This is a genomic window from Alicyclobacillus vulcanalis (assembly GCF_900156755.1).
Taxonomy (GTDB): Bacteria; Bacillota; Bacilli; order Alicyclobacillales; family Alicyclobacillaceae; genus Alicyclobacillus; species Alicyclobacillus vulcanalis.
In genome coordinates this window covers 88,118-105,701 of the sequence record NZ_FTOO01000004.1, presented here as the reverse complement: position 1 = coordinate 105,701, position 17,584 = coordinate 88,118, and the positions used below count along the sequence as shown (strand labels likewise).

The following is a 17,584-nucleotide window of genomic DNA, read 5'->3' as shown; positions in this document are numbered from 1 at the left end:
CCCATCCATTCGCGTCCAGCGTGGCGGGACGACATGCAAAAGGCGAAGACGCCCTGACGCGCTGTCAGGAGGTCTTCGCCTTGGCAAAGTCGATGTAGCCCGCTCGCCCGTCCCGATCCACGAACAGATCCACCGCCTCGTAGTCCTGGCCATTGAACCGGATTTTTCCGCTCGATGCGTAGAGCACGCCTTCGGGGGTTTTTTGCTTGACCCCGATGCCAGGGAAGATCAGTTGCTCATTGCCGTTCATGTACAGGTTGGCCGTGTAAATGACCTGGCCATTTTGCACGTGCTTCTGCAGATTCCACGCTTCGCCCACCGAGTTGGCCGGGACGGGCTTCGCCGCCACGTGCACGCGGATTTCGCCTCCTGGCAACTTGTCGTAGCTCGGCGGGTATGGCACGCTGCCGCCGATGCGGATCTTGAGCAGCACGGCGGCCAAAATCACGATGAAAATCCAGAAATACTGCCTAAATCGAGCGTCCCGCAATCGAACGGCACCTTCTTCACGATTCTTGAATTTGAATCGACTCGATGTACGCAGTCTTCAGAGGATAGCTGTCTTCCTGCGTCATGGGGTTTTCGGTCACCGGGATGGCGGCAATCTTGTCGATCACGTCCATTCCGGAGATCACGCGGCCGAATTCCGTATAGCGATTGTTGGGCGGCTGGAAGACCTGCGTGTCATTGGCCGTGCAGATGAAAAACTGGCTTCCGCCCGTGTGCGGCTGGCCCGTGTTGGCCATCGCGACAATGCCCTTCGTGAATGGCACCTGATGGCTGAGTTCATCTGGGATGGTGTAGCCCGGGCCGCCGGTACCGTCGTTGCGAGGATCGCCCGTTTGAATCACGAAGTTCTTCACGATGCGGAAGAACGTGCAATCGTGGTAGAAGTTGTGCTCTGCCAGGAACACGAAGTTGTTCACCGTGATGGGCGCGTCTTTGGCGAACAGCTGGATGGTGAACGTCCCGTAATTGGTGTGGACAATGGCGTCATAGGTCTTGTTCGGGTTGATGAACATCTTCGGCATGCTCTTCCACTGCTCGGTCGACGTGTGCAGGTACGGCGGGTTGGCCGTATCGAGCGTCTGGCCGGTTTCATTGGACAGCGTGTCCGGCGCGTTCGTGTTCGACAAGTTCGCTGTGTTGTCCGGCGAGGCGGTGTTACCGGCCGGCGTGCCACAGCCCGCCACCGCGACGAGCGCCGCCAGCGTGATGCCCGCAAGCAAGGTCCGACGTTTCATCGTTCTGCCTCCTCTTGAGCTTGGACCAAGCCCCATCATATCACAGCTCGCATCGCGACGCCCCTACGGGCGGAGGTTCAGGCGGTCAAACACGGCTTGAAGCAGCACCTGGGCGTTGGACCCGTCCGACGAAATGACATTTCCGTCGATCACGACGGGGCCAGGTTCAAAAATGGCGTAGCGAAACATGGGCTCGTGCTCGTTCACCACGTGCGAGGGCGCCGTGAAGCGAAGGCCGCCCAGAAGGCCAGCCGAGGCGAGGCACAAGAGCCCCTCGCCCGAGGCGACAAACAGGCCACCCGTGGTGGAAAACCGGCGCAGGTACCGGTGCAGCCGCAGGTCTTCCCAGGTGGAGGCCTCGTACAAGCCGCCGGGCAGAATGCACAGCCCAACGTCCGGCGGCACAGGCTCCTCGATCACGCCATCCGCTTGCACAGTCAGGCCTTCCGCCGTGTGGCACCACCGCCCGTCGAGCGTGATGACGCGCGCCCGGCGGTTCAAGCGCCGCAGTCCCTCGAGCACCGGGGCGACGTCCCCCAGGCGCGAGCATGGCAAGGCGACAAAGACAGCTCTCATGGGCAGGCTTGTCCTCTCGTTCCGATGGGTGTCGATGTGGGTGACGGTCCATGGTGAATGGTGTCGATGGTATCGTAACAAAAAGTGCGCCGCGTGGATCGCGTTCGGGCGGATCGGCCGCGCCCTGGAAACAGAGCCAGCGGCTGAGCGCGGTTGTGGGCTTAGGCTGTCCGCAACATGTCCAAAAGGTGTTGGCCTCGTGCCCGCGACGTGGTAGTCTCTGATCTTGCGAAAGCCAGCGTGTGGGAGGGACGGCCGTCGTGCTTGACGTGAGCGAGATCGTCCGTGGACTGAATCCCGAGCAGAAGGATGCCGTCACAACCACGAGCGGGCCGCTGCTCGTCGTCGCAGGGGCGGGAAGTGGAAAGACGAGCGTTCTCACGCGCCGGATCGCGTATCTCATTGCGCACGCCGGCGTCGCGGTGCACGAGATCCTCGCCATCACCTTCACCAACAAAGCTGCGCGCGAGATGAAAACGCGCATCCGGGACCTGATTGGCCCGCGCGCCGATGACCTTTGGATGGGCACCTTTCACAGCGTGTGTGTGCGCATCCTGCGGCGCGAGGCGGACCGCTTGGGCTACGACCCCAACTTCACGATTCTCGATTCCGAGGACCAGGAGGCGCTCGTCCAGCAGTGCCTGCTCGATCTCGGCTATGACCTGAAGGCGCACGACGCGCGGTCCATCAAGCATCGCATCTCCCAATGGAAAAACGAAGGAAACGCTCGCGTCGTCAACGAGGCGAACCCATCCGACCTCATCGCCGACCGCGTGATGGATCTGTATCAAAAGCGATTGTTTGCAGCGAACGCGATGGACTTCGACGACCTCATCGGCCACACGGTTCTGCTTTTCGAGACCCACGAAGACGTCCTGGAACGGTACCGAGACAAGTTCCGCCACGTGCTCGTCGACGAGTATCAGGACACCAACGGCATTCAGTTTCGTTTGTTGCGCCTGCTTTGCGGGAAACATCGCAACCTGTGCGCCGTCGGCGATGCGGACCAGGCCATCTACGCATGGCGCGGCGCGGACAGCGAGCACATGTTGCGGTTCGAGCGGGACTTCCCGGACGCGAAGATCGTGTTGCTCACGCGCAACTATCGTTCCACGCAGGATATCCTCGATGCGGCCAACAGCGTGATCGCCCACAACGCGCGGCGCCGGCCCAAAGAGCTGCGGTCAACGCGCGGCCGCGGGGAGAAGCCGCTCGTCGTGCGGCTGCCGGATGGCGGGGCCGAGGCGAGCTACGTGGCGCAATCCATTGCGGAACACGTGCAAAACGGCGGGCGGTATGAGGACTGCGCCGTGCTGTACCGGGCCAACGCCCAGTCGCGCGCGTTGGAAGAGGCGCTGCTCGAGCGCGCCATTCCTTACACGGTGGTCGGCGGCATGACGTTCTATGATCGGCGCGAGGTCAAAGACGTGCTCGCGTATCTGCGCGTCCTCGTCAATCCTCAGGACGAGATTTCGCTCTTGCGCATCATCAACCGTCCAAAGCGCGGCCTCGGGGACTCTGCGGTGGACAGGCTGCTCGAATTCGCGCATAGCGAAGGCATAAGCTTGTATCAGGCGCTGAGTCGCGGCGAAGAGGCAGGGCTCGGTGAGCGCGCCGCCGAGTCGGCGCGACAGTTTCACGCGGCCCTCGAGGAGCTCGCGCTGTGGATGGAGGGCATGCCGGTCTCCGAGTTTCTGGCCGAGGTGTTGCACGCCACCCGCTATCGCGAGATGTATCTGCAATCCGGGAAAAAGGAGGACCTCGCGCGCGTCGAAAACATTGATGAGCTTTTCAGCGTGACGCGATCGTTCGACGAGCGGCGGGGAGGCACGGTCGCCGAGTTTCTGGCGGAGGTCAGCCTCATGTCGGACATCGACAAAGAGCGGGATCGCGGCAAGGGCTCGGTCAGGCTCATGACCTTGCACGCGAGCAAAGGGCTCGAATTTCCCGTCGTCTTTCTCGTGGGCATGGAAGAAGGCCTTTTCCCGCACGCGCGGTCCCTCGACGATCCACTGCGCATCGAGGAGGAGCGCAACCTCTGCTATGTGGGGCTCACGCGCGCCATGGACAGGCTCATCCTGACCCATGCCGCCTGGCGCACCCTGTACGGCCAGACGGTGGCGCGCGAGCCGTCGCGATTTCTCGAGGAAATCCGCGCCGACCTCGCCGTTCGGGTCGATCTCGCCGAGGCGCTGGAGCCGGACGTCCTGCGCCCAGGGGATCGCGTCGTGCACCCGCAACACGGGCAGGGCATTGTGCTCGCCGTCGACGCGGGTGCCGACGAAGAGCGTGTGCAGGTGATGTTTCACCCGTCCATAGGCATGAAATGGGTGTCGAAGAAAGGATTACGGACCGACGGCGCCGTCGTGGTACAATGAGACGAGCGCATCTGCGCCGACGGATTTGGCATCACAGGGGGCTACCGCTTTGATGTATTGGATCATCGTCCTCAGCGTGCTCGCAGCGTTGATCGCAGCGTACACCGCCTTTTACTTCTGGGCGCGCAAGCGCCAGCGCCAGTTTGACGAGCAGTTTTTGGCACACAAGCAGCGTTTCGAGGTGTTTGTCCTGTCGAAGCGGCGCGTGCGCGAGCGGGGAAAGCAGGGCATTGCCCGGTTCGTGCCGTTGACCACCTATCAGGTGGTGGGGCGCGTCACGCTGGGACAGACCATGAAGGGCCTGCACGTTCATCGGACGGCGAACGTGACGTTTCGCACCACCAAAGAGGAATACGACAAAATCGAGGTCAATCGAAAGTACCGCATGGATATCGCCGGGGATTTTATCGGCAATGTCGTGGCTGAGGTGACGAACAAACGGCGACGTGAACTGGAGCGAAAGCGCCAAGAGCAAGTGGCGACGCGAGGAAAAGGCATGCGGCGCTTTTCGTTCGCGAGGCGCAAACCCGAATGACGGATCGCGCACCGGTACGGGCAAATGCATAGTGTGATGTCGACATCTCCAAGGGAGGTCGACATCGCCATGCCAACACCCAACCGCTCGCACCGAGCGGGGCCGAAGGGCGCCCGCGCTCGCAAAAGCTCCAAGCCGCACAGGCCTCCGCGCGCGTCGTCAAAAGACGCGGGGCAGGAGGTCATTCGCTATCGCCCGCGGCGCCCCGAGGACGACGACTGGATCGTCCAGCTCGCGCGGCGCGAACTCGGCCACGTGCACGAGCAGGCGTTTGGAGAGCCGTTTCCTGAAGTGGAACTGCGCCAGTATCTCGAGTCCGGCATGCCGACGGTCGTGATCGAACGGAGCGGCCGGCCGGTGGGATTTTACTCGTATCTGCCGAGCGCGGAGGGCAAGATGCACGTGAGCGCCCTCGTGGTGGACGCAAAGTTCCAGCGCCAAGGCATTGGCCGGAAGGCGATGGAGCACTTGGAGTCCGAGGCGAGGCGCATGGGCGCGCACACGCTCGAAGTGTTTATTCAGGACGTCAATCCGAGGAGCCTGGCGTTTGCGAGGGAGCTCGGCTTTCGAGAAGTGGCGCGCGTCGAACCGAGAACGCTGGTGCTGTGGAAGTCCATCGCCGTGAGCCCCATCGCCGTGAGCCCGGGCGTGCCCTCGCTCCCGCTCCCGTTCTGACGCGGTCTGGACGCTCGCCCGGTCCACGCGCGCCCCATTGTGCTTGCATTGCGGCTCTGCGTGTGCGTATGCTAAAGGCGTATTGGAGGGATGGATCATGGTGAACGACGTGACCTCCACAGAAGCGCGCATTCGCGAGGCCATCGAGTCCATTCGCGAAGCCATCCAGCAGGATGGCGGCGATGTGGAATTTGTCTCTTACGACGACTTGTCGAAAACAGTCTACGTGTCGCTGCAGGGCGCCTGCGTGGGGTGTCCGGCGAGCGTGATGACGTTAAAGATGGGGATTGAGCGCGCGGTCAAAAAGGTTGTGCCGGACGTCGAGTACGTCGAAGCGGTGTGAGGCCGCGCGAGGCCCGTGTGGCCGCCGCCCTGCCAAGGGCGGTTTTTTTGTCTCGCGCATATGGTATACAATGGATGGAGTGATGGCGCCGCATGGATGTGCGCGTGAACCCAAAGGGCGTGTTCGTGTCTCTGCCCAAGCCGCCGAGGCCCGCGCCGTTTGCGGCGAGCTTGGCGCAGGCGCTGCACGTGCCTGAGGCCTATATCCGCGATCTCATGCGGCGGAACCTGCTCCGCGCGCGGGGCCGCACGCCTGGCGCGGACGAGCGATGGGACAGGCCTCTCAACGTCTGGGTGGCGGAAGACCTGGGGCCGGTGGATGTGACGTCGGCTCGCCTTCCGGAGGTGCGCGTCCTCTACGCCGACTCGAGTGCGATGGTCGTGGACAAACCCGCGGATCTCTTGGTGCACAGCGACGGGACCGATGCACCGACACTCGATGCCTGTGTGCAGCGGCTGTTGAACGAGGAAGGCGCGGGCCGCGCGTATCACGTGCATCGCTTGGATCGGGCGACGACGGGGTGCGTGCTGTACGCAAAGCACGGGCTCATCCTTCGCGCTTTGGATCTAGACCTTGCCGCGCGGCGAATCGGCCGCACGTATCTGGCCATCGCGCGCGGAGAACGCCTCCAGACAGGCGTCGTGGAGCGGCCCATCGGGCGGGATCGCCATGTGTCCGGGCGCTTTCGCGTCTCTCGGACGGGAAAAATGGCGCGCACGAAACTCGAGGTGCTGGACGCAGTGCTGCGGGGCGGCGAGTGGTGGACGCTCGTGCGGCTCCGGCTGGAGACGGGGCGCAGGCATCAAATCCGCGTCCATCTCGCGGCGCTAGGGGCGCCGCTCGTCGGCGACGAGCTCTACGGTGGCCGTCCGCACGCGGGATTTGGATCCTCTCACATCGCGTTACACGCGCATGCGCTCGAGTTTTGGCATCCCTACACAGGCGCGCGGGTCGACGTGAAGGCACCGGTCCCGCCCGCATGGCTCGAGCTTGCCCACGACATGGGCCTTTCCGTGGAACGCCTGAAAAGGGAGTGACGTTGTGCCTTCTCGCTTTCGTGAGGTGCAGGCGTTCGCGCGCAAGCTCGGCGCGAACTGCATGGCGCATGACATCGCCTCGCTCGCCGCTCAAATCGCCTTTTACGCGATGTTCTCGCTCCTGCCGCTCATCATTCTCGTCATGTACGGCGCGAGCCTGGTGGTTCCGCACCGCGTCATCGTGGAGTTGTTGCTGGGCGCGCTCCGGCCCTATTATCCCGATCTGCAGAACGCCACGCAGATGCTTGAAAATAGCCTGAACAAGCTGAGCAACATCGGTGCGCGCGCGGGATTGGTCAGCTTTCTCTCGCTCGCATGGTCGGCGACGAGCGCGTTGATCGCGGTTCAACAGGCGCTCGACCGGATCTTCGAGGTGACTGCGCCCAGGTCGTTTCTCGCTCGCCGGGCCATCGCGGCGCTGTTCCTTGTGGCGCTCGTGTTGTTGACCGTGATGTCCGCGCTCGCCATGGCGCTCTATCCCTGGGTGGTCCACCACATCCCCGCAGGCAACTGGCTGGTGACCGCGTTCACGCGCTTTTCGGGCGTCACGCGCATGCTCTATCCGTTGTCCCTCTTCATCACGTGCCTGATTGTATACCGTTATCTTCCATCCAAGCGCATCAACCTGAATTGCACCATTCTCGGCGCGCTCGCCGCGACAGTGTTGCTCGATCTCGCCCGGCTTCTGTTCGTCGTGTACGCGGCGCATGCGGCCACGTATCACGTGGTGTACGGCGGACTGACCGTGGTCATTTTACTCATCTTCTGGATGTACATTGCGCTCATCATCCTGCTTTTTGGAGCGGAAATCGCGGGATTGTTGGCGCAGATGGGTGGGGACGAAGGAGGTGTGCCCACTTGACCCGCGGGGACGAATTCCCGGATCAGCTGAGCCTCATCGGCATGGTCTTCTATGCCTATCATGGGGTGTATCCCGAGGAGCAAACGCTCGGTCAGCGCTTCGTGGTGGACCTGCACATGTACGGCGACTTTCGCCGCGCCGGCGAGACGGACGACCTCCATCACGCCGTCAATTACGCCGCCGTCTACGACGTCGTGCGTGCCGCCGTCGAGGGCGATCCCGTCCGGCTGATCGAGGCGCTGGCCGAGCGCATCGCGAGCCGCGTGCTCGCCGCGTTTCCGCAGATTGGCTCCGTGGAGGTCGCCGTCTCGAAGCCCGGAGCGCCTGTGCCCGGGCCGCTCGACACGGTGCGCGCCGTGGTGAGGCGCCGGCGCTGAGCGCTATGCCATGCGCCGATACAGGTGTGTTGCGTAGTAAAACAGGATGGGCGTGACGCCGAGGCGATAGATTCGCCGGCGCGACGCCGCCAGGTGCGCGGCCGTCCGCGCCTTGGGGTCCGAGAGGTACATGCCCATCAGCCCTTGCACGACGTAGCGGTGAATGACGCCGCCCGGGATATCGGCTGACCGCTCCACGCCCTCTGCGGCGAACTGCTCGATGCGCGCCCAAGCGGTCGTCGGATCGCGATAACAGGCGACGAAGTTAAAGTCGCCGTGCACCTCGTCCTCGGCGGCGTCAATCCAGTAGTCGAGCAAGATGTGCAGCCCGCAGATGTATGGGAAGTATTTTCTGTGCAGCCTTTGCACGTCGGACGGGCTGACGGGTTCTGTCGCGGCGAGAAACAGGGCGAACATGCCGAGCGTCGAGCCCGTGGCCGCTGCCCACTCGTGCCAGGCGACGCCTGGATAGGCGCCGAGGTGCTGGCGGGTCCAGCGGAGCAGCCGCTCCTCCCGCTCTTCAAGGGGCGCGTGCTTGTGTTCTTGAAGTTCACTGTATCGCCTTGCGTACCAGTCCACCTGGGATTCTACCCGAGCGTAATGGGGAAGTTGCGCTAAAGCGCGCTGGCACGTCTCCACGAGCGCGGCGAGATATCCGCCGTCATCGCCGTGCGTATAGTGGCGGTAATAGTTCGCGGGCGATACGCCGGGATGCACCGCGTCCTGCAGGCTCTGATGGAGCGTTCGAAACGCGATGGGGTCGTGGACGCCGGCGCGGTCGCACAGGTTGTCCAAGTAGTCGCTGATGGTCTGCAGCGACACGATGGCCTGAACGAGGCGCGCCATGTACTCCGGGCTTGCGGCAGCGTAGACCGATCCGCCATCCGCGTGGAACTGCTTGTCCCTCAGGCTCGCCAGCGCCTGCTCGCGCAGAAGCTCGTCGGGGATGGCCTCCGCTCGCGCGCGCCATGCGGCGAGCTCGGCGCGCACGAGCGGCATCACGCGGCGAAAGAGCCGGTAGAGAAATTGGCTGTGGCTGAGTTTGGAGCCGTGGGGCATCCTTCATCCTCCGTTCTTGGGCGCTTCACCGGCGATCGAACAGCTCCAGGAGCTGCTGGAACCACCCCGGCCCGCCTCCAGATCCTATCGTACCCGAAGGCTCCGATTTTACGCTCCCGCCCGTTGGGGGTGCGGGGGTTTGTGCCCCTGCGGAGGGTGCCGGCACGGCGGCCTGCGGCGCGCTGTGTACCTGAGTTGCGTGAGGTGAGAACGGAATCGCGTGATGATGGGCGGGCCAGTGCGCGGGGTGATACGGGTGAAGCGGCACATGGCCCATCTGTGGCGTCGCCGGAGGAATCAGCCCTCTGCGCTTGATGCCATGATGGAGCATCGTGACGAAGGTGCGCACTTTTTCGTCCTGAGCGATGTCAAAGGCCAGTCCGCCAAATTTGATGAAGGAGTCGAGCTTCACGTCGTTCACCTCCTGCGTTCATCCCGATCCTATTCGCCGAATCCGCGCCGTGACGGCGGCGTTTACCGGGTGGGAAGGCGAGGCGAAAGCGCGCGAAGATGCAGACCCCCGGCATTTCACGTATCATGGGTGGAGAACATCAGCGAGAGAGGAGATCCGCGATGTCGAGTCCGACAACCAGCGCGCCCCATGTTGCCCATCGGTTCCTCGATGTGGCCGATTGGCTCGAGGCGAAGGGCGCGTCTCGATATGCCGAGCGCATCCGCAGCATCTTCGCGGACAGCGGCGCGTTAACCACCTATACCGCGGCCTTTTGCGGTTTGTTTTCTGCGGGAAAATCGAGCCTGGTGGGGGCGCTGTCCGGCACGCACCTGAAGACCGGGGCCAACCCCACCACGGCCGAGGTGGAGGCCGTCGAGATCGCCACGAAGCGCGGCACCTTGCGCCTGCTCGATACGCCCGGCATCGACTCCACGGATGACCGACACCGGGAGGCGACGATGAATGCGCTGTATCAGGCGGATCTCGTCGTCGTCGTGACGGACTATCAACACGTCGAGGCCGATAGCAACCTCGAACTGCTTCAGATGTTTGCGGAGAGCGAGAAACCGCTCCTCTTCGTCGTGCACCAAATTGACAAGCACCTCGAGGCCGAGCTCTCGTTTGACGAATTTGCGGCGAGCGTGCGCGATCTCGCCGCCGACTACGGGGTGGACCCTTCGCGCGTGTTCTTCACGTCGGTGCGGCCGTCCCCGTACAGCCAGCTGGACGAGCTGCGCGCCTACCTCGTCCAAAGCGCCGAGTCCGGTCTGGGCACGGGCGGAGAGCCGATGCTGCGCCGCCTGATCGAGGTCGCCCGTGAAGGGGTGAGCGCCTGTTACGAGGCCGAGCTCGCGGCGAGGGCGCAGGCCGTCGAGATCGCATGTGGAAGGGCGCCTCAGACGCTCGACGAGGCTCGCGAATGGTTGTGGGACGCCAAGCGCCGCGCCGAGGCCCTCGCGCAGGAGGCGGAGGAGCGCCGTCAGGACGCCAAGCGCCGCGCCGAGGCGCTCTGCGACGGTTGGCTGCGCACGGTCGATCTCGCGCAAATCGCGCCCTACGAGACGGCCGAGAAGGGACGCAGGTACATCGAGAGCCTCCGGCCGGATTTCAAGGTCGGCGTGTTTCGCGCCGCCAAAAAGACGGACGCGGAGCGGGAGGCTCGGCTTGCGGCGTTCGTGCGCGATCTCGCCGAGAAGGTCGAGAACTTCCTCACGAGGCCGCTGTCTGCGGAGATGGCCCAGCAGATTCGCGATCTCGGTCTCGGTGCGGCTGCCGAACAGCGGCTGATCGAAAGGTGCCAGGGACTTCGCGTGCACATCGACGAGGCTTACGTGCAGGCGTGCGTGAAACCGGGATCGCTCGTGTCGACGGAGTACGGCCATCAGTTCGTCCGGGACGTGCAGGATCGGGTGCGCCGGGAGATGCGCGCGCAGGTCCAAACCCTCGCGGAGGAGCTTTGGGCTTCCATCGAGGACAAGATCCGCGAGGAAGAAGCGAAACGCCTAGCGGAGCGAGAGGCGGCAGACGCGCGGTGCCGGGCATTGCGCAGCTATGTCGAGTACGGGGAACAATACGAGAACGCGCTCGCGTCCGTGACCCAGGGGGAGGTGCCGCGCGATGAATGAGCGGGACCGCGCGCTCATGCGCCTTCGGGAGCTTCGCGACTTGGTCGAGGGTATGGAGGGCGTCGATTGCAGGTTGCTCGAGCGCGCCCTGCAACGGTTGGAACAAAGGGCGACCACGATTGCCGTCTTCGGAGCGTTTTCGGCTGGCAAGTCGTCGCTTCTCAATGCCCTGTTGGGGCGGGCTCTCTTGGCCGTCTCTCCGCAACCTACGACGGCCGCCATCACCAGCATTCATCCGGCAACGGGTGACGCGCGGGTCGAGATTTCGGCCAAGACACACGAGGAGCTGTGGCAGGACGTCCAAGCCCTCGTGACGGCACTCGGCCTGCGGGCATCGAGCTTGGAAGACGCGATTCAGCTGGCGGCCGGCCTCTTGCCGGCGAAGTTTCCGGTCCACCTGCGGCGGCATATTCGTTTTCTCAAGGCGCTCGCCGAAGGGTATCCCGAGATGGGGCCGCGGATCGGTTCGCGTTGGGCGGCAACGCTTGCGGAGCTTCGCGATTTTTCCGCAGACGAAAAACGCGCGGCTTACGTCAGCCAAGTGGACGTGTGGGCCGATTCTCCGCTCGGCCGGCGTGGGTACATCTTCGTCGACACGCCTGGCGTCGACTCCATTCATCGCCGTCACACCAACGTGGCGTTTCACTACATGCGCGAAGCGGATGCCGTCCTGTTCGTGATGTATTACACGCACGCCTTCAGCCAGGCGGACCGCGAGTTCCTGCTGCAGCTCGCTGGCGTGCAGGACGTGGCAGGGACCAACAAGTTGTTTTCGGTCGTCAACGCCGTCGATCTCGCCGAGAGCGAGGAAGAACTGCAGGCCGTGCTCGAGCGCGTGCGGCAAGACGAGCGGCGGCTCGGCGTGCGCGAGCCCCGCGTCTATCCCGTGTCGGCGCAGCTCGCCCTCGCGGCTCGCCTGCTCGCCGCCGATCCGAGCGACGAGACCGCGCTGACCATCGCGCGCGCCCGCCTGGGTCGTGACGATTTCACGCCTACCCCAGAGCAGATTCAGCACCTCGAACGGCTTGCTGGGCTCGCGGCGCTCGAGTCCGATCTCGCCGACTTCTGCACCCACGAAGCGGACAGGCTGGCGCTCGATCTCGTCGAACGCACGCGCCAAGCCCTGATACGCGATGTCGAAGCGGCATACGAGAAGGTCACGCTTGCGATCACGGCGGACGAGGCGGAGCGCGAGCGGCAGCGCGCCCAGATCCAGAAGGCGCAGGCGCTCGTGGCGGATGCGTCGTCCTCCGTCGGTGCGCGCGCTGTACCGCCGCTCGCGCGGGAACTGAGCGAGCTTTTGTTTCACGCGGGAGAACGCGTTCGCTTCGCCTATCGCGACATGTTCCGCGAGGCCTTCCACCCCGGCCGTTTCCGCCTCGGCAATCCGCAGGACAAGCTGCGTGAGGCGGCCAAGGAGTTCGCGGACGCGCTCGGCCGCCGCGTCGAAATTGAGCTTCGGACATTCGCGCTTCGGGCCGAGCAGTTGGCGGCAAGGGCGGCCCATCAAGACGCCAAGCGGCTCGCGGATGCATGGCCGGTGCAGGCGGTGCCCGTGCGAGAGCCCGAGCTTTCGCTGCAGCTCGCCGCGGCGGACGAAGCCATCACGCTGGAGGATGACATGCTCGCCCCGTACTTCCGGCACTTTCGCTCCGCCAAACAGTTTTTTGAAGAGGGCGGGCAGGTGGCGATGATGGACGCGGCCATGCCCGCGGTCTTGGAACAGGTCAAAACCAAGCTGGACGAAGTCGGCGGACGCTTGGCGGAGGAGGCCCAGCGCGCCCTCGTCGACTCGCTCTCAGCCTTTTACGACGATCTCGCCTCGTCCTTGGATGCATTGGCAGCTCAGCTCGAGGCGCCCCGCGACCCCGCGGAACGCGATCGGCTGAGAGAGGTGCTTTCGGCGCTTCGGGCGGGCGCTTGAACATTCCGTTTGTCGCTCGTGCGACGGATGGTTAGAATGGAGAAGCGAGAAGGCCTGCCGAGGGGGAGATTTGCATGCGGCGTCGACGTTGGGATTACGAGGACTGGCCGAGTGAGAACAGGCGTGTCGGCGTGTGGCTCGCGAGCGGGACCGCGCTGCTTGCCATCTGCTACATCCTCGGCATCTGGACGGGTGCGGCGCTCACGCGCGGTCATTCCCAGACGACCGTGGAATACGTTCCTCCCCAGACGGGCAACACCGCGAGCACGTCCGGATCGCTCACGCCGATCCCGGGCGTCGAGGACACGACCATAGTGACGCAGATTTATAACCGAGTGAAAAATAGCATCTTTACCATTACGGCCGTCTCCGGAGGCAAGCCGACGTCGAGCGACGCAGAAGAAGATATCGGCACGGGGTTCCTGATCGATCACAACGGCGATCTCTTGACCAACGCGCATGTCGTCGGATCGGCCACAACGGTCCAGGTGTCCGGGGACAACCGCCAATTCGTCGGCCGCGTGATTGACGCCGACCAGCTGGACGATCTCGCCATCGTTCGCATCCCGGCGCCCAAATCGCTGGAACCGCTGCCGTTGGGATCGGTGAAGTCGCTTCAGCCGGGCAGCCTGGTCATCGCCATCGGCAACCCGTTTGAGCTGACCTCGAGCGTCAGCTCGGGCATCGTGAGCGGACTCAACCGGTCGATGTCCGAGTCGAACGGGCACGTGATGAACGGCATGATCCAGACGGACGCGCCGCTCAACCCTGGAAATTCGGGAGGCCCGCTGCTCAACGCGGCAGGACAGGTCGTCGGCATCAACACGCTGATCGAAAGCCCTATCGAGGGGTCCATCGGCATTGGCTTTGCCATTCCTATCGACCGGTTTATCCAGCTCGAGCCAGAATTGCTCGCCGGCAAACCCGTCGCGCACGCCTGGCTCGGCATCGAGGGAATGGACATCGACAACCTGATGCGTCAAGCGCTGCACTTGCCTGTGGCCTCGGGCGTCTATGTGACCGAAGTGACCCCGGGCGGCCCCGCCGCGAAAGCGGGGCTGCGCGGAGATTCGAACGCGGCCAAGTTGAACAGTCTAAGCCAGTCGGCCAATCCGTACGCGCTGCTCAAGGGGAACGGGGACATCATCGTCGGGATTGACGGCAAGCAGGTCTCCAGCATCGAACAGTTGACGCAGGATATCAACCAAGATCAACCGGGTCAGACGGTGGTGCTCACCGTGTTGCGCGCAGGCAAAACCCTGCACGTGCGCGTCACGCTCGGGACCTGGCCATCCAGCCAAAATCCGTGAACCTAAAGGCGCTGACCTTCGTCCTTAGGGCTGAAGGCGCGCGTTGCGGACGGCCTGTTTGCGTTCCTTGGCGACGTGCGACTGATGAAACATCTTGAGCAGTGCCCGTTTTTCCAGGCGAGACACGTAGGACCGCGAGATTTCGAGCGAATCGGCCACTTCGTTTTGCGTCCATTCGCGGCCGTCGGCGAGGCCGAATCTCAACTCGATGACTTTGCGCTCCCGATCATCGAGGACATCGAGCAGTTGGCGCATCGTGTTGATCTCCATTCGGCGCGAAACCTCGTCTTCCGTGGAGTCGCTCTCGGAAAAGAGGATGTCGCCGATGGTGATCTCGTTCCCCTCCTTGTCCGTGCCAATCGGACTGTAGAGGGAGACGTCCTTGCGCGACTTTCGCTGCGCGCGAAGCTGCATCAGGATCTCGTTCTGGATGCACCGCGCGGCGTACGTGGCGAACTTGGTGCCTTTGGACGGTTGATACGTGTCGACAGCCTTAATCAAGCCGACCGTGCCGATGGAAATCAGATCGTCCTGATCGATCCCGGACGTATCAAACTTCTTCGTGTCGTCGACATCGCCGCGGTAGGGCCATCGTGGAGGCGAGTGCGTGCATTTTCAGGAGATCATTCAGCATTACGGCTATGCGGGCGTCTTTTTCATCATCTTCGTCGAGGCCATCGGGTTTCCCTTTCCAGCTGAGACGACGCTGACACTCGCCGGGATCGAATGGTCCAAAGGCGTGTTCCATCTCGTCCCCTTGTGGCTCATGGGCTGCCTTGGCAACGTGGTCGGGTCGGCGGTCGCGTATGGGATCGGCTGGTTTTTGGGACGCCCCGTCGTCTTGTACTTCGGCAAGTATGTCGGCATCACGGACAAAAAGCTCGACATGGTCAACGACCGTTTTCAGCGCTATGAATTGGCCGTGATTTTCATCGCCAAGTTTATCGCGGGTGTCCGCATCATCGTGCCGTACCTGGCCGGTATCAACCGCATGAACCCCGTCAAATTCTTCACCGTGAATACCCTCGCGGCCGTGGTATGGTCTGGCGCCTTCATCATCGCCGGCAAGTATATTGGCGAGGAAGTCAGCCGCTACTGGCCGTTCCTCAAGCATCACCTCTGGCTCGCTGCCATTCTCGTTGCCGTGATCGTGGCTGCCATTGTGGCGCTGCGCGTCGTGGAGCGGAAGAAGTTGCATGGCTCGAAGGGCGGCGAAAAAGCCCCTGCAGATCGAAAACGAGCAGAACCCTGACCCATCGCCCATCGACTCATCTGGGCCGCTGTCGTAGGACATCCTCGGTCGCGCATAGATGCGAAGGGGGGTGTTCTTCGTGCAGCGGCCCATTCGCGTGATCTGGATTCAAGACGCAAAAGAGAACCCGGAGGCGCTGGACGCGCAGCTCGCTCGGCTTTGGTCGAAGACCTGGGTGAAGCTCGCGGCCTCCACGGCCGCTACGCGGCCAGACCTGTCGCCGGGAGATGGGTCCTGATGTGGACCGCCGTGTACACGAGGGTATCGACCGAGCATCAGGCGCAGGCGGGGCACGGGCTCGACGTCCAGCGCGACGCGTGCGTGCAGTATGCGCTGTCGCTAGGCGCCTCGCCGGATCAAATACGCCTGTACGAAGAGGCGGGCGGATCGGGCGAAGACATGGACCGCCCCGAGCTGATGAGGCTCCTCGACGACGTGCGGCGCGGGCTCGTGGACCGCGTGGTGGTGAAACACCCCGATCGCTTGTCGCGCAATGTGGCGGACAAGGCGATTGTGGTGCGCGAACTGTCCGCGTGCGGCGTCAAGCTGCATTTCGTCGACGTCCCAAACTGGGATGAATCGGACGAAGCCGTCTTGTTGTTTCATGTAATTTCCAGCATCGCCGAGTACGAGCTGCGCCAAATCCGGCGGCGCACGCTCGCGGGCAAACTGCGTGCGGTGCGAGACGGCAAGGTGATGCCGTCCGGCGTCGATCCGTACGGCTATCGCTACGAAGCGGGTCAGTATGCCGTGGTGCCGGAGGAGGCCGAGATCGTCCGCCTGATCTACCGCTGGTACGGCATGGACGGCCTGAGCCTGCGCCAAATCGCGGACCGCCTGGACAACATGGGGGTGCCGACGAAGACGCGCCAGGCCGCGCGGTGGCACCACAGCACGGTGGCGCGCATTTTGGGCAACCCGCTTTACCAGGGCACGTGGCTGTACAACAGGCGGCGCACGCAGAAGAAGCATGCGCGCACCGGGGCGGGCGCGCGCCGAGGTCGTGGTCGGCAGGTCGTCGCCGTTCGCGATCCGTCCGATTGGATTGCGGTGCAGGTGCCTGCCATCGTCGATCCGGCCCTTGCCCGGGCGGTTGAAAAGCGGAAGCGGCGGGGCGAGCGGCGTGGGTCCGCGTCTCGCCACTCGTTTCTCTCGGGCAGGCTGGTCTGTGCGCGCTGTCAACGGCTGTGGCGCCACGAGGCATGTCAGACGTCAGGTGGGTTGGTGCGCCGGTTTCGGCGCCCGCCGGCCGAGCGCGGGGAGCGTGCCTGTCCGTTTCGCTGCGCGCGCGTGCCTGCGGAGCAGGTTGAGCGGGCCGTGTGGCGCGAACTGGTCCGCCGCGTGCGCGACGCCGGGATCGCCCCGGTTTCGAGCGCTGTGCGCGAGGGCGCGGGCGGCTGGCTGACCGACGACCAAGCGAGCATTCGCCAAGCGATCCGAGCGGCGCTCAACAAGCGCCATCGCGCCCAGGATCTGTACGTGTCTGGTCATCTGGACCGCGCCGAGGCGCTCAACAAGGTGGCCGAGGCAACCCGGCGCGTGCGCGAGGGATGGATGGAGGCTTGCCGCCTTTGCCACGCGCGCCGGCAGCAGGAAGTCGCGCAAGCGGCGATGTGGGAGGCGCTGGAGTCGAGCGCGGACGTGGAGTTGCAGCGGCTTTGGCTCGATACGTTCGTGTCGCGCGTGGAAATGGATGCGGCGGGAGATGAGATCAGGCTCGCCGTGGTGGGCTGGCTGGGCGGAGCGACAGGTTGGAGTGTCGACGACACGTTGGCGACGTGAGCGACCAGGCGTAGGTTGTGCTCGACGAGGATGTCGTGCGCCTTCTTATCCCGGTAGGTCCGCCAAAGCTCAAAGTACTTGGCTTCTTCCTCCTTGGACAGCGGTTGCGGAAACGACTGGCTGGCGAAGCTTGACGCCAGCGTGAAGTCGC

The 17,584-nt window shown here is 63.8% G+C and carries 18 protein-coding genes and 1 pseudogene; 13 read left to right on the top strand and 6 right to left on the bottom strand.

The genetic code is table 11. The features are described 5' to 3' along the window. Window positions 1-64: 64 nt before the first annotated feature. From BW934_RS06225 to BW934_RS06215, 3 genes are all read right to left on the bottom strand, one after another. A complete protein-coding gene (locus BW934_RS06225; RefSeq protein WP_076346219.1) occupies window positions 65-490 on the bottom strand; it encodes a hypothetical protein in 426 nt (141 codons plus the stop codon). A gap of 16 nt (window positions 491-506) precedes the next feature. Continuing rightward, a complete protein-coding gene (locus BW934_RS06220; protein WP_076346217.1) occupies window positions 507-1,244 on the bottom strand; it encodes a peptidylprolyl isomerase in 738 nt (245 codons plus the stop codon). Window positions 1,245-1,307: 63 nt separating this feature from the next. Then, window positions 1,308-1,820 carry a DJ-1/PfpI family protein gene (locus tag BW934_RS06215; RefSeq protein WP_076346215.1) on the bottom strand — a complete coding sequence of 171 codons (513 nt, stop codon included), beginning with the start codon at window positions 1,818-1,820 and terminating at the stop codon, window positions 1,308-1,310. A 260-nt stretch (window positions 1,821-2,080) separates the two neighbouring features. Here BW934_RS06215 and BW934_RS06210 point away from each other — a divergent pair, with 260 nt between their 5' ends. The 7 genes from BW934_RS06210 (at window position 2,081) to folB (ending at window position 8,027) form a co-directional block, all read left to right on the top strand. After that, window positions 2,081-4,198, top strand: coding sequence for an ATP-dependent helicase (locus BW934_RS06210; RefSeq protein ID WP_076346213.1), 2,118 nt, complete (start codon window positions 2,081-2,083; stop codon window positions 4,196-4,198). A 52-nt stretch (window positions 4,199-4,250) separates the two neighbouring features. Next, on the top strand, window positions 4,251-4,733 hold the full coding sequence (locus BW934_RS06205) for a hypothetical protein (protein WP_076346448.1): 483 nt from the start codon (window positions 4,251-4,253) through the stop codon (window positions 4,731-4,733). 69 nt (window positions 4,734-4,802) lie between these two features. Further along, window positions 4,803-5,408 carry a GNAT family N-acetyltransferase gene (locus BW934_RS06200; RefSeq protein WP_076346211.1) on the top strand — a complete coding sequence of 202 codons (606 nt, stop codon included), beginning with the start codon at window positions 4,803-4,805 and terminating at the stop codon, window positions 5,406-5,408. A 97-nt stretch (window positions 5,409-5,505) separates the two neighbouring features. Continuing rightward, window positions 5,506-5,751, top strand: coding sequence for a NifU family protein (locus tag BW934_RS06195; protein ID WP_076346209.1), 246 nt, complete (start codon window positions 5,506-5,508; stop codon window positions 5,749-5,751). Window positions 5,752-5,843: 92 nt separating this feature from the next. Next, on the top strand, window positions 5,844-6,788 hold the full coding sequence (locus BW934_RS06190) for an RluA family pseudouridine synthase (protein WP_076346207.1): 945 nt from the start codon (window positions 5,844-5,846) through the stop codon (window positions 6,786-6,788). Between the two features lie 4 nt (window positions 6,789-6,792). Further along, window positions 6,793-7,650, top strand: coding sequence for a YihY/virulence factor BrkB family protein (locus BW934_RS06185; protein WP_076346205.1), 858 nt, complete (start codon window positions 6,793-6,795; stop codon window positions 7,648-7,650). Beyond that, complete coding sequence (folB, locus tag BW934_RS06180; protein WP_076346203.1) at window positions 7,647-8,027, top strand: dihydroneopterin aldolase; 381 nt, start codon at window positions 7,647-7,649, stop codon at window positions 8,025-8,027. Before BW934_RS06185 ends, folB begins: the two co-directional genes overlap by 4 nt. A 3-nt stretch (window positions 8,028-8,030) precedes the next feature. Here folB and BW934_RS06175 read toward each other — a convergent pair whose 3' ends face one another. Next, complete coding sequence (locus tag BW934_RS06175) at window positions 8,031-9,086, bottom strand: tetraprenyl-beta-curcumene synthase family protein (protein ID WP_076346201.1); 1,056 nt, start codon at window positions 9,084-9,086, stop codon at window positions 8,031-8,033. 25 nt (window positions 9,087-9,111) lie between these two features. Then, on the bottom strand, window positions 9,112-9,498 hold the full coding sequence (locus BW934_RS06170; RefSeq protein WP_084182515.1) for a hypothetical protein: 387 nt from the start codon (window positions 9,496-9,498) through the stop codon (window positions 9,112-9,114). 161 nt (window positions 9,499-9,659) lie between these two features. On the opposite strand from BW934_RS06170, the gene BW934_RS06165 reads away from it, so the two are divergent. The 3 genes from BW934_RS06165 (at window position 9,660) to BW934_RS06155 (ending at window position 14,399) form a co-directional block, all read left to right on the top strand. Beyond that, complete coding sequence (locus BW934_RS06165; protein WP_076346197.1) at window positions 9,660-11,165, top strand: dynamin family protein; 1,506 nt, start codon at window positions 9,660-9,662, stop codon at window positions 11,163-11,165. Beyond that, on the top strand, window positions 11,158-13,089 hold the full coding sequence (locus tag BW934_RS06160) for a dynamin family protein (protein ID WP_076346195.1): 1,932 nt from the start codon (window positions 11,158-11,160) through the stop codon (window positions 13,087-13,089). The genes BW934_RS06165 and BW934_RS06160 overlap by 8 nt, the downstream gene beginning before the upstream one ends. Before the next feature lie 74 nt (window positions 13,090-13,163). Further along, window positions 13,164-14,399: a S1C family serine protease gene (locus BW934_RS06155; protein WP_076346193.1), complete on the top strand. Its 1,236-nt coding sequence runs from the start codon at window positions 13,164-13,166 to the stop codon at window positions 14,397-14,399. Between the two features lie 24 nt (window positions 14,400-14,423). On the opposite strand, the pseudogene BW934_RS06150 reads toward BW934_RS06155, so the two are convergent. After that, window positions 14,424-14,945, bottom strand: a pseudogene (locus tag BW934_RS06150) (sigma-70 family RNA polymerase sigma factor); the annotation flags it as partial. 61 nt (window positions 14,946-15,006) lie between these two features. Here BW934_RS06150 and BW934_RS06145 point away from each other — a divergent pair. From BW934_RS06145 to BW934_RS06140, 3 genes are all read left to right on the top strand, one after another. Continuing rightward, on the top strand, window positions 15,007-15,651 hold the full coding sequence (locus tag BW934_RS06145) for a DedA family protein (protein WP_076346189.1): 645 nt from the start codon (window positions 15,007-15,009) through the stop codon (window positions 15,649-15,651). A gap of 79 nt (window positions 15,652-15,730) precedes the next feature. Beyond that, window positions 15,731-15,889 (top strand): hypothetical protein, encoded by a 159-nt coding sequence (locus BW934_RS15065; protein WP_200805728.1) that lies wholly within the window; start codon window positions 15,731-15,733, stop codon window positions 15,887-15,889. Next, window positions 15,889-17,433, top strand: coding sequence for a recombinase family protein (locus BW934_RS06140; protein WP_076346187.1), 1,545 nt, complete (start codon window positions 15,889-15,891; stop codon window positions 17,431-17,433). Before BW934_RS15065 ends, BW934_RS06140 begins: the two co-directional genes overlap by 1 nt. Window positions 17,434-17,584 lie beyond the last annotated feature (151 nt).

What these genes read in the sequence shown, in the direction of transcription:
- BW934_RS06220 (WP_076346217.1), bottom strand. Translation starts at nt 1,244, where the DNA reads ATGAAACGTCGGACCTTGCTTGCGGGCATCACGCTGGCGGCGCTCGTC.
- BW934_RS06140 (WP_076346187.1), top strand. Translation starts at nt 15,889, where the DNA reads ATGTGGACCGCCGTGTACACGAGGGTATCGACCGAGCATCAGGCGCAG.
- BW934_RS06215 (WP_076346215.1), bottom strand. Translation starts at nt 1,820, where the DNA reads ATGAGAGCTGTCTTTGTCGCCTTGCCATGCTCGCGCCTGGGGGACGTC.
- BW934_RS06160 (WP_076346195.1), top strand. Translation starts at nt 11,158, where the DNA reads ATGAATGAGCGGGACCGCGCGCTCATGCGCCTTCGGGAGCTTCGCGAC.
- BW934_RS06155 (WP_076346193.1), top strand. Translation starts at nt 13,164, where the DNA reads ATGCGGCGTCGACGTTGGGATTACGAGGACTGGCCGAGTGAGAACAGG.
- BW934_RS06190 (WP_076346207.1), top strand. Translation starts at nt 5,844, where the DNA reads ATGGATGTGCGCGTGAACCCAAAGGGCGTGTTCGTGTCTCTGCCCAAG.
- BW934_RS06200 (WP_076346211.1), top strand. Translation starts at nt 4,803, where the DNA reads ATGCCAACACCCAACCGCTCGCACCGAGCGGGGCCGAAGGGCGCCCGC.
- BW934_RS06175 (WP_076346201.1), bottom strand. Translation starts at nt 9,086, where the DNA reads ATGCCCCACGGCTCCAAACTCAGCCACAGCCAATTTCTCTACCGGCTC.
- BW934_RS06195 (WP_076346209.1), top strand. Translation starts at nt 5,506, where the DNA reads ATGGTGAACGACGTGACCTCCACAGAAGCGCGCATTCGCGAGGCCATC.
- BW934_RS06165 (WP_076346197.1), top strand. Translation starts at nt 9,660, where the DNA reads ATGTCGAGTCCGACAACCAGCGCGCCCCATGTTGCCCATCGGTTCCTC.
- BW934_RS06205 (WP_076346448.1), top strand. Translation starts at nt 4,251, where the DNA reads ATGTATTGGATCATCGTCCTCAGCGTGCTCGCAGCGTTGATCGCAGCG.